The following is a 14,395-nucleotide window of genomic DNA, read 5'->3' on the forward strand; positions in this document are numbered from 1 at the left end:
ACGTCGGCTATGCCGTCAAATCTCCCTGCAGAATGGGGGTCGTGGATGGCGTCTGGCTACCGCCGTCTGGCTCCATGGTGACAGCCATGGCTTGCGAGGTAGCGGCGTCGCCAGGAACCTGCACCATCGCTTCTCCGCTGGAATCGGGCATGAAGGTCGGGCCGGGAACGGCCTGACCGTTCTCGATCATCCAGAGTTGATAAACCTGCCCGGAGGGAGGTTGGCCCATGCCGCGGAATGCGATGATGCCACCCCAACCGCTGGGGTCGGGATCCATATAGACCATGCCGCGCGCATCGGTCGAGCCAGTCGTCGTCGAGACCATGGGATAGACCAATGCCGGGGTATCCGCCAGGTACGCCTCGCGCTCGCTATTGAGCTGCGCGACTTGCTGATCCTGGAAATCTCGCTCGGCCTCGAGATCGTCGATCTGGCCCATCATCGCCAGCGCCCAGAGAATCGAGCCCACAGCCAGAATCAGGCTGGCGGCCGCAATGGCCCAGGGCAAGATCGAACTGCGCTGCTTCGGAAGCGAGACGACGTTGGCCTCCGGTGGCGCTTCGCCCGGCGCGATGCGTCCGCGCGGCCGCCGTTTCGGGGCGGCGACAGCAGACGCTGCATCGTCGACACTGGCGGCGGCCTCGTCGGCCGCGACTTGCGCGGCGATGGCAGCTTCGTCCATCGCCACGGCAGCGTCGACGGCCGGACTCGCGATCGAGGGGACGACCGGATCGGTGAGTTCTGGCACCGTCGCTTCCACCGAGGCATCGACCGCCTCGATGGTGGGCGGCTCGCCTACGAGCTCGGTGACGTCGATCGATTCGACGGCGGTTCTTCCGGCGACGCCAGTGGAGACCGCCTCGGCCACGATACGCTCGCGCACGCCGGCAGAGGCATCGAGATCGACCGGGAGGGGATCGATTCCAGGCAGGTCGAGGTCGTCGTAGAGACGCGGCAGCAGGGCGGCGATGGGACCCAGCTCGCGCAGTTCCTGCTGGCAAGCCGGGCAACCACGCAGGTGGGCTTCGAACTCGGCGCGCTCGTCATCCGGCAGCGCGCCCAGGATGTACGCCCCGATCGCATCGTGCGACAGGGCGGCGTCGTCCTGTTCCTGATTGGGGGCGGGAGTTACATCATCGTGCGTCACGATCGGTCGCTTTCCGGATAACTGAACGATTCGAGCATTGGGTAGTCGCGCAGGGCTACCTGCAGCGCAAGCAGACCGCGATTGATGCGACGCTGGACGGTGATGCCCTGAACGCCGGTTCGCTCGGCGATTTGTCGATAGTTCATGCGCGCGCCGACTGCCAATTCGATCGCCTCGCGCTGTTCCGCGGGCAGCCGGGAAAGCGCGGCATTCAACACCGCTTTCATATCCGGCTCCGAACCAGCTTCCGGGAGGTCGGCGTCAGACACCTGGCGCGAGCTCCTTTGGCTGGCAACATTCGCATGAACCTGCACGGGACGCCTCGGCCTGCGCGTTGGGTAGGAAATCGCCCGTGCGATTTCCGTCCACCTGCAGTACGCAGAAACGAGGCGCGAGGATCACTGCGGATTCCACGGAATATGGGTCAATCGGCAACAGCACGGCTCTTGATCCTGCCGACAAGCTTGGCGCTGGCATCGGCTTTGCTGATTTCCTCGATATGCGTGACGACGCCGTCGTTGGCATAGCGGTCGGCGACCTTCACATCGAACGCATAGACCCCGCCTTCCATGGCGGTGAATCGTCCGGCAGTGTACGCCCGCGAGGCGGTGCCTTGCTGTTGCAGTTCGCAAACTTCCCAATCCTGCCGGTTGGTGAGGTCCCAAAACTCGGTGGCGTCGGAGGGGTCGAAACCGGGTTGCGCCATCTGCTCCGGGTCGAAAAAGAACTCGCAGGCGACATAGGTGCGACCCGGGGTGATCGGGACGACGCGGTGGGTCATGAGATAGTCGGGGTGCAAGCTGATGAGCAGGTTCGGCCAAACGACGAAGTAGTAGACCTTTTTGTGGTCATCCTCGGTGATGCCGTCCAGGAAACCGCGTCCATGCTCGGTCATCTGGCCGTCCATCGTGAGCGTGTCGTAGTCGCCGACCACCGGCATCCAGCTCGCGCGCCAGGGGCCTTCGGTTTCGATCCAGTCGCCCATGTTGAATGGGGTGATCTTGTTCAGCTGTGGATGCACGCCGGGGCAGTGGTAGCACTCGGAGTAGTTTTCGATGATGGCTTTCCAGTTTGCCTGGACATCGTATTCGATGAGTTGCGCCCGCCGGAGCGCGGCGAGATCGAACCGGTCGAAGAACTGCGGCATGTCGCCCAGCGATTCCAGCAGCGGGGCGGCATTGTTGTTGATATTGAGGAAGATGAGCCCCTGCCAGACGCCGACATTGACCGGAACGAGTCCCCACTCCTTCAGGTCGAAGTGCTCGAGCTGGTCGCAGAACCGCGGCATGTGCAACGCGCCGTCGAGATCGTAGACCCAGGCGTGATATGGACACTGGAAGCGGGGCACGCGTCCTTTCTCTTCCTTGACGATGGTTGCGCCGCGATGGCGGCAGAAGTTGAAAAAGGCGCGCACGTTCTGGTCGTTGTCCCGTACGACGATGATGTTTTCCCCGCAGAGCTGGGTGAGGAAGTAGTCGCCTTTGCGCTGGATATCCTCGTCCCGCCCAACGCAAACCCACCCATCGGCAAACCAGGCTTCCTGCTCGTATTCCAGAATGGCCGGATCGTGATAGACCGCGGGTGGCAGAAGCGAGGCGCGACGGAGATCGACGCGCGTTCGCGCGACTTCAGCCGCCGACACCGGCGAAACTGGTGGCTGCGTTCCCCGATCTCTTTGCTCGACCATTGCCATAGGCCCTTCGACGAGTTACTTCCAATTGAGGAGTGCCGGAAGAGTAGCACGCGGCGGATGGTGATTGGTTGTCAGTCGTCAGTTGGCAGTTGTTGGCGGGCAACGGGCAACGGGCAATGGGCAATGGGCAATGGGCAATGGGCAATGGGCAATGGGCAATGGGCAATGGGCAATGGGCAATGGGCAATGGGCAAGAGTACTGGCTTGGTGGGCCGTGTCGCTCTCGAACGTCATCCCGACTGGAGTGAAGGGAACCCGTGCAGTCCTGGACCTGGGACGATGCTGGGGATGGGAAATCGTGATGCGCGTTTGACGACTGCCGACTAACCACTCACGAATCGTATGGGGGGCAGGGTCGGGGCTCCACATACCCCATGCTTTCTGGGGAAACAGACTCTGCGGATGGAGAAAGAACTCCCGGTTGCCGAGAAACATCGTCCGGATTTCGGAACCTGGCGGCTGCCAAAGAAGTGCTTGCACATATCGGGATCAATGCGTTGTCGGATGAGACGGGATGGCGATTCTACCCGGATGATGACGTGCCCGCGAATGTTCGGCTCGCACCTGGGGTACCGATGACGCATCACCAGTTGTACGCACTGGGTGAAGTCTTCCACGAGCTGGACCGGGATTTGCCGGCGATCGAGCACTTCGTCGAGGCGCATGCGACGAACAACCCGGTTCGGCGCATCATCGATGCGAGGGCTACGCCGGCCTGGTGACGAGTCCGGCTTTTCAGGACCAAAGGCCGTCGAGTTGTGCCCATGGAATTAGGGGCTATCAGGCCGGAGTTCATCAACGATCATATCTCTTTAGGCCTATTTGGAGTGTGAGGATTTCCGATGCGTAAGGGCGCCAAAGCAACCATCGATGTCAAAGGGACGGCCATTGCCGTTCGTTCGGAGGAGGGCGGAGATTACATCAGCCTCACCGATATCGCTCGATCGAAGAATCCCGACCAGTCTGATGATCTCATTCGGAACTGGATTCGCAGCCGAACCACACTGGAGTTCCTTGGAACCTGGGAGATCTTGAACAACCCCAGTTTTAATCCCGTCGAATTCGACGGGATTAGAATGCAGGCGGGGCTGAACACCTTCGCATTGACACCGAAACAATGGATCGAGCGGACGGCGGCAATTGGAATCGTGTCGCGTCCTGGGAGGTATGGAGGCACTTTCGCTCACTCTGACATCGCCTTCGAGTTCGCGACCTGGGTCTCCGTCGAGTTCAAGCTTTACCTCATCAAGGAGTTCCAGCGGCTCAAGGCAGAAGAGAGTCAGCGCCTGGCTGACGGGTGGGACCTGAAGCGGTCACTTGCGAAGATCAACTACCGAATCCACACCGATGCAATCAAGAGTCACCTGATACCAGCGATGATCGATGCTCAGGAAGCGGCGATCACATATGCCAATGAGGCGGATTTGCTGAACCTCGCGCTCTTCGGTATGACTGCGAGGCAGTGGCGGGATCAGAATCCACAGCAGGATGGAAACATCCGCGACTATGCGACTGTGGAACAGCTCGTCGTGCTCTCCAACCTGGAAAATTTGAACGCCGAGTACATTCGCGAAGGGATCTCAGCAGAAGAACGGCTTCAGCGGTTGAACGAAACTGCAATTCGGCACATGAGCGCAATGATCAACCACTCGTCGACACTTCGAAAGCTCCAGGGATAGAACGCGCGCGATAGCGATACAAGGCGGCGCATCGACGGCGCGCCGAACATTCTGGTTGGAAGGGTGCTCGACCCAAAGTCGAACGATGACGGGAGGGGGCGGAGCGCGTTTTTCCCTGGTGGTTCGTTCGCAAGTCACGATCCAACGCAGGAGACGCCGTGAACGACTCTTCAGTAAGTCGCGATCGTGAGACCTGAACCGAACCTCGTCAGGGCAGAGTGTTCCATTTTGGGCAGGAGGGGACTATGATCCTGGAACCGGTACGTCCTCTCTTCGTCCCTGTCACCGTCCGGAGCGTCGCATGTCCACAACCAATCCGATTGCATCGCACTACTCGTCCGAAGATGCGCTGGCGCGCATCGATCAGCAACTGCGCGCGCAGGGGATCGACCCGGAACATCCCACCCTCGATGCCCTGGCGCCGTTCGACAACTTCCATGCGCGCGGAATGGCAGCCACGGTCGATCTGATGTCGCTGGCGGAGTTTCCCGCCGGCGCTCGGGTGCTCGATGTCGGCGGCGGGTTGGGTGGTCCGGCGCGGGTACTGGCGGCACGCTCGGGCGCGCATGTGACGGTGCTCGATCTCACACCAACGTTCGTGATGCAAGGCCGGGTCCTGACCGAGCGGGTGGGATTGAGCGACCTGGTCGATTTCGAAGAGGGCGATGGCACGGCCATGCCGTTCGCAGACGCCAGTTTCGATGGCGTCTGGACGCAACACAGCACGATGAACATCGCGGACAAGGACGCGCTCTATACCGAGATTCACCGCGTGCTGACGCCGGGCGGACGTCTGGCGATGCATGAGGTGATGCTGGGGAATGGTGAAGCGGTGGACTATCCGATGCCATGGGCAAGCGATCCCCGGTATAGCTTCCTGCGTCCCGCTGAGGAAATGCGAAACCTGATTTCGGCACACGGGTTTCGGGAACTGGCCTGGATCGATGAGTCACAGAAGGTGCTCGCCTTCATCGACCGCGGCCAGGGAAGCACGCCGGGTGAGCGGAGCGGTCCGTCACAGCAACCGCCGGGAGCGATGATCCTGTTCGGTCCCGCCTTCGTGGAGCGAATTCAGAACGTCGGCCGCAATCTGGCAAGCGGCCGGATCACGGTGGTGCAGGGGGTGTTCGAGCGCGTGTAGATGGTATTTCGGGTGGTGTTTCGGGTAGTCTCCTGGCAACCTGAAGGCATCGTCATGTCAGCCATCAACGATCCGACTGCACCGCTCGATTCCGAGCATATCGCGAAGCAACAGCTTCGCCGCGCGCATGAACTGGCAGTGCGCGCATCGATCGCCGACGTGGCGTCGTATGTCCAGCAGTTGCTCGGTCAGAAATGGACCGCGTATCTCGCGGGTGTTTCGGATGCCAGGGCGGTCGGCAAGTGGGCCAACGGAGGGCGCAAACCGCAACCTGAGAGCGAGCGCAAGCTGCGAGACGCCTATCAGATCGCCGTGCTGATCTCGCTGGTCGACGATGAACCGACCGCGCGAGCATGGTTTTCCGGGATGAACCCCGTTCTCGGCCATCGCGCTCCGGCCTGGGTTATCGCCAATTGGGATGACGGTGGCGACCGTGCCATGGAAGCCGCCCTGGCCTTTATTGCCCTTCGGCTGTTGATTCCGGGGTTGCCGCGATCGGAGTCGCCATGTCCGGCATCGAACCGTCGTCCGGCGCAGCGCCACCGGCGGTGAGCTCGTTCAGCATGGTGGTCATGGTGGCGATCTCGGCGTCCTGGGTGTTGACCACCTGCTGAGCGAAGTTCTTGACCATTTCGTCCTTGCCGAGCTCGAGCTCGGCCTGGGCCATCGCCACACCGCCCTGGTGATGGCGAATCATGAGCCGCAGGAACTGGGCATTCATCTCGTCGACCGGGAGCGTCTCAAGCGCGGCGACCTCGGACGGTGTCGCCATGCCGGGCATGAGCGGGGTTTCTGCGCCGCCGGACTCCGGTGTGGCGGAATGGTCCATGCCGGCCATGTCGTCGTCTTCGAGACCGGGAGGCGGGCTGGGCAGCGTCATGTCGTAGTCGCCCATCCAGGACATGACTGGGTCGCCAGCGGAAACGGGCAAGCCCCAGACATCGAGCCATCCGGTCATCATGCCGATCTGGAACTGCTGGGTATCGGCAATATCCCGCGCCATCAGGGCGATGGCGGGATCGTCGGTGCGTCGGTAGGCAATGTTGGCCATCTCTACTGCCTGGGCGTGATGCACGCTCATATCGCGCACGAAACCAACATCGGCGGAATCGTTGGCGGGGTGATCGTTCTCATCCCGCACGAAGAAGTAGAGCGCCAGCGCGCCCAAGGCCAACGCCAGCACCCCCAGGGCAACAGGCACCCAGGTGGGAATGTTGGTTCGTGCAGACGATTCGGCTTCGGCCATGGGTACACCTTTCAGCGACTGGGAGCGGACTTCGCTCACTATCTCGGATCGCTACGAATTCGCGGTTCCTATCTTCTCCGTTTTCACTCCCACCGTCTGGCAGATTGCCAGCCCCTCGTCGGAATCGAGCGAGCAGTCGCGTGGGCCCGCGCTATCGGGAATGTACGACTCGGGCTGCAGGGTCGTGTGCGCAATGCCGAATTCGTCAGCCAACAGGTGGCTGGCGTCTTGCAGAATGTGTGACCAGTCGCGCGCGTTGGTGATTTCCAGATGCGCGCTCGCGGCGACCACGCCGGAGGTCACGGTCCAGACGTGCAGGTCGTGAACTTCGGCGACGCCAGGAACGCGCTTGAGGGCGGAACGGACAGCCTGCGGATCGATATCGTTCGGGGTCGCTTCCAGCAAGATATCGACCGCTTCCTTGAGCAGCTTCCATGCGCTGAAGACGATGAGCCCGCCAATGACGACGGACAGAATAGGGTCGGCCTCGGTCCAGCCGGTGGCCATGATGATGAGCGCGGCCACGATGGTGGCAACCGATCCGAGCAGATCGCCGATCACATGCAGAAAGGCGCCGCGCGTGTTGAGATCGTGCTGATGACCGCCCCCGCGGGACAGCACCCAGGCAGAGAGGACATTGGCGCCGAGTCCGGCCGCCGCGACCGCGAGCATGAGACCCGAGCGAATTTCGGGGGGATCGGAGAAGCGCTGCCAGGCTTCGTAGAAGATGTAGAGCGACAGCATGATCAGGACCGCGGCATTGACCGCGGCGGCCAGGATCTCGGCGCGCATGAACCCGAACGAGCGGCGTGGAGTGGCTGGTCGTCCGGCCAGCCAGGCGGCGAAGAGCGAGAGGAGCAATGCCCCGGCATCGGTGGCCATGTGGCCGGCATCGGCAAGCAGCGCCAATGAGTTGGCAACGATACCGCCGATGACCTCGATGATGAGAAAGGTCGTGGTGATCGCCAGCGCGATCGTCAACGGTCTCCGCTTGGCGGACCGGTCCCCCAACGCGGAGTGACTGTGCGAGGCGTCGTGATCGTGGTCGTCGAGGTGGTGGTCGTCCATTGCTGGAATGGTAGTGCAGTCCTGGGCCCTGAGCTCTGGGGCCTGCGACGAACGAAGCGCGGCGTTCACCTGGAACTCAGCAAACGTCTCCAGGCTCAGGACCCAGGGCTCTGGACTCGATCAGGCTGGGATCGGGTCGAACTGGGCGGCGTGGAGGCGGCCATAAACACCGTTGAGGGCGATGAGTTCCTGGTGTCTGCCTTGCTCGACCACGCCACTGTCATCGACGACCACAATGCGGTCGGCATGCTGAATCGTTGCCAGCCGGTGAGCGATGATGAGGGTGGTGCGGCCCACGGCGAGTTCTTCCAGGCTGGCCTGGATCTGCCGTTCCGTTTGGGTGTCGAGCGCGCTGGTGGCTTCGTCCAGGATGAGGATCGGGGGGTTCTTGACGAACATGCGCGCGATGGCGAGCCGTTGCTTCTGGCCCCCGGAGAGTTTCACGCCGCGTTCGCCGATGACGGTTTCGAAACCGGCCGGCAGCTCGGCGATCATGGTGTCGAGCTTGGCGCGGCGCGCGGCCTGCTCGATCTCCTCATCGGTGGCATCCAGCCGCCCATAGGCGATGTTCTCGCGAATCGTGCCGCCGAAGAGGAAAACGTCCTGCTGCACGATGCCGATCTCGCGCCGCAGTGAGGCAAGGGTCATATCGCGAATATCGATACCGTCGATGGTGATCCGTCCGGCGTCGACCTCGTAGAACCGCGGCAGTAGTGAGGCGATGGTGGTCTTTCCGGCGCCGGACGGACCGACGAAGGCGACGGTTTCTCCGGCGCGGATGTCCAGATCGATGCCTTTGAGGATAGGGCGCTCCGAGTTATAGCCAAAACGGACCTTCTCGAAGCGGATGTCGCCACGCAACCGGCCGACGTCGATGGCATCCGGTTTGTCGGCGATATCCGGCTCGATGGCGAGCAGTTCGGTGTAGCTGCGGAAGCCGGCGATTCCCTTGGGATAGATCTCCAGCACGGCCATGATCTTTTCCATCGGCCGAAAGAAGACATTGACCAGCAACAAGAAGGTGACGAACTCGCCCTCGCTGAGCTGCCCGTCGATGACGAAGTAGGCCCCGGCAATCATGACCACCAGTTGCGTGAAGCGCATGCTGGCGTAGTTGAGGGTCATGCTGGCGGCCATGATGCGGTAGGCGTCCAGCTTGGTGTCACGGTAGCGATCGTTGTCCTTGGCAAAGAGGGAGCGCTCGTGATCCTCGTTTGCGAACGCTTGCACCACGCGGATGCCGCCCACGTTTTCCTCGATGCGGTGGTTGAACTCGCCGACACTGCGGAAGAGATTCTTCCAGGTAACCGCCATGCGGCCGCCGTAGTGAATGGTGGCGAAGGTGACCGGTGGCACCACGAGCAGCGTGATGATCGCCAGCTTGGCATTGACGAGGAACATCAGCACGAACGCGCCGACGAAGGTCATGATCGCCACGAACGCATCTTCTGGCCCGTGGTGGGCGACTTCGCCAATCTCCTCCAGGTCCTTGGTCACACGACCGACCAGATGCCCGGTCTTGTTGTTGTCATAGAAACGGAAGGACAACTTCTGCAGGTGGTCGAAACTGCGGCGCCGCATCTCGGTCTCGATGCTGATGCCAAGCTTGTGGCCCCAGTAGGTGACCACGATCATCAGCAGCGAATTGAGCACGTAGACGAGCAGCAGCGCCACGACCGCGAGGATGATCTTCGTCCAGTCTTTGCCGGGCAGCAGGCGATCGACGAAGAGACCCGCCATCAGGGGAAACGCCAGCTCGAGCACGCCGGAGATCACCGCGCAGGTGAAATCGAGCGCGAAAAGCCCGCGGTGCGGACGGTAATAGGCAAAGAACTGGCGGACGAGCGAAATCGTTCCGGCATCCGCCGCCGTGGCAGCCATACGACCTCTGGATCAGAACGACCGCCAGGAACAGCGGCCGGAAGCAACGAAGGCAATGGGCGCGCGAGCCGCGCTCCAGCACGCCACACATTATCGTACCTGAGCGTGACTCGCAGATGCTGGTGCGTATCAGAGTACCGAACCGCGCCAGGCTGACCCCAGCAATGGCGCCTCAGGGAACGTGCCGCGCGCTCACCATCCGCAACGCAGATCATCGCGATTTCGGGTAAGCTGAAGCAGCCCACAATTCACGTTCCCAATGCTTAGGCGCCTGCCAACTCGAACACCGTTCGCAGGCCACACGAGGCAAGCTGTGACATTCACCTACTCGCCGCAGCTGGTGCGAGAAGAACGACCGTCGTACAACACTGGCGGGGACCCACACGTCTTCCCGACCGATACGTTCATCGGACGCAAACAAGAGCTGGAGGACCTGCGATTCGGCATCGAGACGGCGCCGGGGCGGTTGGTCACCGTGATCGGTACCGCGGGCGTCGGCAAGACGCGGCTCACGTTGGAAGCAATACGCGCCGCGGACGAACTGTTTCCAGACGCGGCGCTGGTGGTGCGCCTGGCGGCCATCGAACGGCCGGACGATATCGTGCCCGAGATCGCGCGGGCGATGGGGATTCTCGACCAATCGGAGAAGCTCGACGCGATCGTGCATGAGGAACTGGCAGCGGCGCCCACGCTCCTGCTGCTCGATTGCTATGAGCATCTCATCCCGGGGGCGAATCCAGTCGTAGCGCGGTTGCTGGCGGACTGTCCCGAACTGCGGATCGTGCTCACCTCGCGACGACCTTCCGGGTTGCCCGACGAGTGGCGGCTGGAGCTGAATCCGCTGCCCCTGCATCGCTCCGAACCGAGCGACCGTCGCACGCTGAGCGATGCCGCGCAGCTTTTCGTCACGCGAGCGCAACGAGCCAATGACCTGTTCCGGCTGCGGCCGAACGACGGGCCGGTGATCGAGGAACTCTGCGCACGGTACGACGGATTGCCGCTGGCGATCGAGTTGCTGGCGAGTTGGATGACCGTGCTCTCACCGCGCGAGTTATTGGAGTGGAAACCAGATCAACTCAGGTTCCGCACGCCAGCGCCCGATCCCCGCCACCAAAGCCTGCTGGATGCGATCGCCTGGAGCTTCGGACTCCTTTCTGCGGACGAGCAGGCGCTCATGCTGCGCTTGTCGGTCTTCTCTGGAGGATTCAGCCGGGACTTCGTCGAGAAGATGGCCCATGGGCGCGAGGCCGGCGCGGGCTATCCCTTTGCCGATGGGTACACCGCGCCATGGGCACTCGATATCGATGGGCTGGGTAATCCTACCGAGCGGCCTCAGGACCCCGAGATTGCCCGAGCACTGCCCTCTCTGGCAACCGACCCGGTGCTTGCGCTGGCAACCCTGGTCGATCATCGGCTCGTCTATCAAACTGGCGAGATCGATGGGGCGCCCAGGTTCGACATGCTGGAGGCAATTCGCGAGTTCGGATTGCGGCAACTGGAACGGGACGATCTGTTGCCAGCCGTTCGGCATGCGCACGCGGCCGCCCTGATCGCGTTCGCCGAAGCATCGTGCGAAGGATTCTGGCATAAGCAATACCGCGAATGGGGACGGGAGCGCATCGACGCGGACCTCCAGAACTTGCGCGCGGCGCTGGCCTGGGCGGCAACACTGGGCGATGCCGGTGGCGAAATTGGCATACGGCTTTCGGGCGGCCTCTGGAACTACTGGCAAACCCGCGGACTGGTCACCGAAGGGCGCGGCTATATCGACGATTGGATCTTCCGGCCGGGTCTGCCGCAGTGGTGTTACTGCAGCCATATGCCGGGGCTTGCCTTCCTTACCTGGATTCAGGGAGACGACGCGCGTTGCCAACAGGTGGTGGACGCCGGGCTAGCGGCGGCGAATCCGACAAAGTTCTATGGAGCGCGCGCCATGCTCTATCTCGTCATGGCGTTGCAGGAGTTCCGTAAGGGCCTGGAAAACGTCCTTTCGATGATGGAGTGCGTGGAGGAAGCGGAGCGGCTCTTCCGGCTGGGGAACGACAACAACGGTCTCGGCGCCTGCTACCTCATCTATGGACAGGTCTGCCGGCTTACCGGGGATACCGAGCAAGCGCTCACACTTTTCGAGGACGCGCAAGCCCTCCACACCGAGACCAGCTACGAATGGGGCATGGCCGCAGGACGCTATTTCGCCGCCGAAGCGATGCGCGATCTCGCGGAAACCGACCGCGCCCGCATTCCGGAAGCCACCGCGTTACTTTACGATGCGTTGCGCCAGTTTTGGGTCATGGGCGATTTCTGGGGCGCGGGGGGAGCATTGTCCGGTCTGGCGTGTATCGCCGCGATGCAGGGAGCGAACTCCCAGGCCGCCACCTACTTCGGTGCGGCTGGGGTGCTAATGGACCGGGTCGGCGGCTCGCTGCTCCCAAGCGAGCTCATGACGCACCACGAAACCGAGGCCGAGCTCAAAGCGCAGATGCCTGCAGCGGACTGGCAGGCCGCCTACGATGCGGGACGAGCTGCGCCCGACGCCGTTGTGGAAGCCGCTCTGGCCGACTCGGTCGAACTTCCGCATCAGCTCACGGCCGCCGCGCAACCGGTGCCCAGGCTCACGCGACGGCAACTGACCGTCGTGCAAGACCTGGTGCAGGGTTATGACATTCCCACGATTGCGCACCGCCGGGGACGCAGCTTGAGCGCAACGTATGAACTGGTGGACCGCATTCTCGATCGGCTCTCGCTCACCGCTTGGGACGAAATCGGCCCATTTGCAGTGAACAACGGCCTGGTGAGCCCGCCTAAAGCGCGGCCTGGCTTCGTTCCGCCGAAATAATCGGCGAAACCCGGAAAATCCGGATCGAAATTCCACATTCTGCTCTTGTCAACATCGAGAGTTTGGCTCATTATCGTTGATGAACAAGGAATGTACCTGATGGTTTCTTGGCCTTGCCCCCGGACGGCGTGTTTGCGTCGAGCCGCTGGGAGGATACCGCTTAAGTCGCCCACTCCTTCACGGAGCAGCATCACGGTTGTGGCCGGGGGATCTGCGCTGTTTGTCAGCCGATGCCGCCACACTGCTGCGAATGAGCGCTGTCACCAGCGAGATGCCGGGGGTGTTCCTGTTTTTGGCGATGCTGGAGCTGATCACGGTTGCGCTGGGTATGCGGGCGAACACCTGGATGACCCGGCACGCGATCACCCGATCGGTCTCTGTCGCATGGAAGCCGGCCAGCTCCCGGTTTCCATTTTCCTCACCGGGCGTCGAAAGGACCACGACGGTCTGATCGGCATCCGGCCTGTCCTGCCCCTGCCCCGCCACGCAGGCTCGCTCGGATTTCACTATCCGATCCCGAGTCCGCGGAGTCACATCTCCCACGTGCGGCGGGGTTAGGGGGGCGGGGTTCGTGTCGAAGTTGGCTGTTCGGCAGTACAGCCGGCAGGGGGAGTTCTCATGTCTGAATCGTCTCTGAACTCACAGAACGGCTTCGTCCCGCGCAAGTTGACCAAACGCCAGATGAGCGTGGTGCGCGAACTCGCGGACGGATGCGACATCGCCACCGTGGCGGCACGCCGCGATCGTGGTCTCAGCTCGGTCTATGAGATTGCCGGGCGGATTTGTGATCGATGGGGGCTGGAAGACTGGCGGGAGATCGGTCCGTACGCGAGGGACCATGGATTGGTGGACGTGCGCGCATCGGATCGGCCCGTGGCGTAACTGGGGCTTACCGAGACCATGGGTCGATAACCTGGATTCCCCAATGCTGGAAATGCCGAACATTCCTGGTCATTACGGGGATCTCATAGTGGATCGCTGAGGCAGCGATGAGGCCATCGGCATCGGTCACCACGATGCCCGATCGAGCGAGTCGCGCAGAAACCTCTCCCCAAATCCGCGCAACGGCGGAATCTATCGGGAGAATTCGCTTTTCCCAGTTCCGCTCGATTTCTTCAAGCCAGACTTCGAGACCGGATCGTCTCCGGCCAGATTCAAGTCGCTCGATCCCTCGGACGATTTCTCCGATCGTGATCGCGCTCAGGTAAATCGCTGACTCGTCGATTCCTTCGACGGCATTCACAACCCGCGGATTCGCATTTGGTCGCCGGATTTCAGAGATCACACAGGTGTCGAGAAGGACATTCACCAATCGAACTCACGAGACGGGGCCTGGTTGCGTTCGAGCTCGACACCACTCAGGTCCGGGCCATTGAGTAGCAAATCCTTGAGTGACCGTTTGGGTCCTCGGAGGCGTTCGTATTCCTCGATCGACACCACCATGGCAACCGGCACACCGCGCCGGAGCACCTTTTGCGGCCCTTCGGTCTCAGCCTTTGTAATGACTTCACTAAATCGATTCTTGGCATCCGCCAACTGCCATTCCATCATTGGGCACGTCCTGTCTAGCTCATCTAGCCAGATAACTGTATTGCGTCCGGCTGGTATCGTCAATGGCCGATCTCGAGCGGTGTCCGCGGACGGGCTCGAACACCCGATGGGTTTTGCAGCGGAAGATGGGCGCTGGCCAGGGTCTTCAGGAGT

Annotated in this window: 14 protein-coding genes and 1 pseudogene; 7 read left to right on the forward strand and 8 right to left on the reverse strand. The window is 62.0% G+C overall.

The window, feature by feature from the left end; translation table 11 throughout:
- Positions 1–7: 7 nt before the first annotated feature.
- From R2855_06900 to R2855_06910, 3 genes and pseudogenes are all read right to left on the reverse strand, one after another.
- Positions 8–1,147 carry an anti-sigma factor gene (locus R2855_06900; protein ID MEZ4530746.1) on the reverse strand — a complete coding sequence of 380 codons (1,140 nt, stop codon included), beginning with the start codon at positions 1,145–1,147 and terminating at the stop codon, positions 8–10.
- A pseudogene (locus R2855_06905) lies at positions 1,144–1,515 on the reverse strand (sigma factor-like helix-turn-helix DNA-binding protein). The gene R2855_06900 and the pseudogene R2855_06905 overlap by 4 nt, the downstream one beginning before the upstream one ends.
- Before the next feature lie 56 nt (positions 1,516–1,571).
- Positions 1,572–2,834 (reverse strand): aromatic ring-hydroxylating dioxygenase subunit alpha, encoded by a 1,263-nt coding sequence (locus R2855_06910; GenBank protein ID MEZ4530747.1) that lies wholly within the window; start codon positions 2,832–2,834, stop codon positions 1,572–1,574.
- A gap of 70 nt (positions 2,835–2,904) precedes the next feature.
- Between R2855_06910 and R2855_06915 the strand changes: the two genes are divergently transcribed.
- From R2855_06915 to R2855_06935, 5 genes are all read left to right on the forward strand, one after another.
- The gene (locus R2855_06915) at positions 2,905–3,153 is read left to right on the forward strand and encodes a hypothetical protein (protein MEZ4530748.1); all 249 of its coding nucleotides are present in this window, start codon (positions 2,905–2,907) and stop codon (positions 3,151–3,153) included.
- A gap of 226 nt (positions 3,154–3,379) precedes the next feature.
- Positions 3,380–3,562, forward strand: a complete 183-nt coding sequence (locus R2855_06920; protein MEZ4530749.1) for a hypothetical protein — start codon at positions 3,380–3,382, stop codon at positions 3,560–3,562.
- Between the two features lie 120 nt (positions 3,563–3,682).
- Positions 3,683–4,519, forward strand: a complete 837-nt coding sequence (locus tag R2855_06925; protein MEZ4530750.1) for a KilA-N domain-containing protein — start codon at positions 3,683–3,685, stop codon at positions 4,517–4,519.
- A 301-nt stretch (positions 4,520–4,820) separates the two neighbouring features.
- On the forward strand, positions 4,821–5,660 hold the full coding sequence (locus R2855_06930; protein ID MEZ4530751.1) for a class I SAM-dependent methyltransferase: 840 nt from the start codon (positions 4,821–4,823) through the stop codon (positions 5,658–5,660).
- Positions 5,661–5,714: 54 nt separating this feature from the next.
- Positions 5,715–6,212 (forward strand): hypothetical protein, encoded by a 498-nt coding sequence (locus R2855_06935; GenBank protein ID MEZ4530752.1) that lies wholly within the window; start codon positions 5,715–5,717, stop codon positions 6,210–6,212.
- On the opposite strand, the gene R2855_06940 is transcribed toward R2855_06935, so the two are convergent.
- The 3 genes from R2855_06940 to R2855_06950 all read right to left on the reverse strand — a co-directional run bounded on the left by R2855_06940 (position 6,118) and on the right by R2855_06950 (position 9,855).
- Complete coding sequence (locus tag R2855_06940) at positions 6,118–6,906, reverse strand: DUF305 domain-containing protein (protein ID MEZ4530753.1); 789 nt, start codon at positions 6,904–6,906, stop codon at positions 6,118–6,120. The genes R2855_06935 and R2855_06940 overlap by 95 nt on opposite strands.
- A gap of 51 nt (positions 6,907–6,957) precedes the next feature.
- Complete coding sequence (locus R2855_06945; protein MEZ4530754.1) at positions 6,958–7,974, reverse strand: cation diffusion facilitator family transporter; 1,017 nt, start codon at positions 7,972–7,974, stop codon at positions 6,958–6,960.
- A gap of 120 nt (positions 7,975–8,094) precedes the next feature.
- On the reverse strand, positions 8,095–9,855 hold the full coding sequence (locus R2855_06950) for an ABC transporter ATP-binding protein (protein MEZ4530755.1): 1,761 nt from the start codon (positions 9,853–9,855) through the stop codon (positions 8,095–8,097).
- A gap of 313 nt (positions 9,856–10,168) precedes the next feature.
- On the opposite strand from R2855_06950, the gene R2855_06955 reads away from it, so the two are divergent.
- Complete coding sequence (locus tag R2855_06955) at positions 10,169–12,691, forward strand: hypothetical protein (protein ID MEZ4530756.1); 2,523 nt, start codon at positions 10,169–10,171, stop codon at positions 12,689–12,691.
- A 177-nt stretch (positions 12,692–12,868) separates the two neighbouring features.
- Here the strand turns inward: R2855_06955 and R2855_06960 are convergent, their stop codons facing one another.
- Positions 12,869–13,198 (reverse strand): hypothetical protein, encoded by a 330-nt coding sequence (locus R2855_06960; GenBank protein ID MEZ4530757.1) that lies wholly within the window; start codon positions 13,196–13,198, stop codon positions 12,869–12,871.
- 111 nt (positions 13,199–13,309) lie between these two features.
- On the opposite strand from R2855_06960, the gene R2855_06965 reads away from it, so the two are divergent.
- Positions 13,310–13,573 carry a hypothetical protein gene (locus R2855_06965; GenBank protein ID MEZ4530758.1) on the forward strand — a complete coding sequence of 88 codons (264 nt, stop codon included), beginning with the start codon at positions 13,310–13,312 and terminating at the stop codon, positions 13,571–13,573.
- A gap of 423 nt (positions 13,574–13,996) precedes the next feature.
- Here the strand turns inward: R2855_06965 and R2855_06970 are convergent, their stop codons facing one another.
- On the reverse strand, positions 13,997–14,242 hold the full coding sequence (locus tag R2855_06970) for a type II toxin-antitoxin system Phd/YefM family antitoxin (GenBank protein MEZ4530759.1): 246 nt from the start codon (positions 14,240–14,242) through the stop codon (positions 13,997–13,999).
- Positions 14,243–14,395 lie beyond the last annotated feature (153 nt).

Source organism: Thermomicrobiales bacterium (assembly GCA_041390825.1).
Taxonomy (GTDB): Bacteria; Chloroflexota; Chloroflexia; order Thermomicrobiales; family UBA6265; genus JAMLHN01.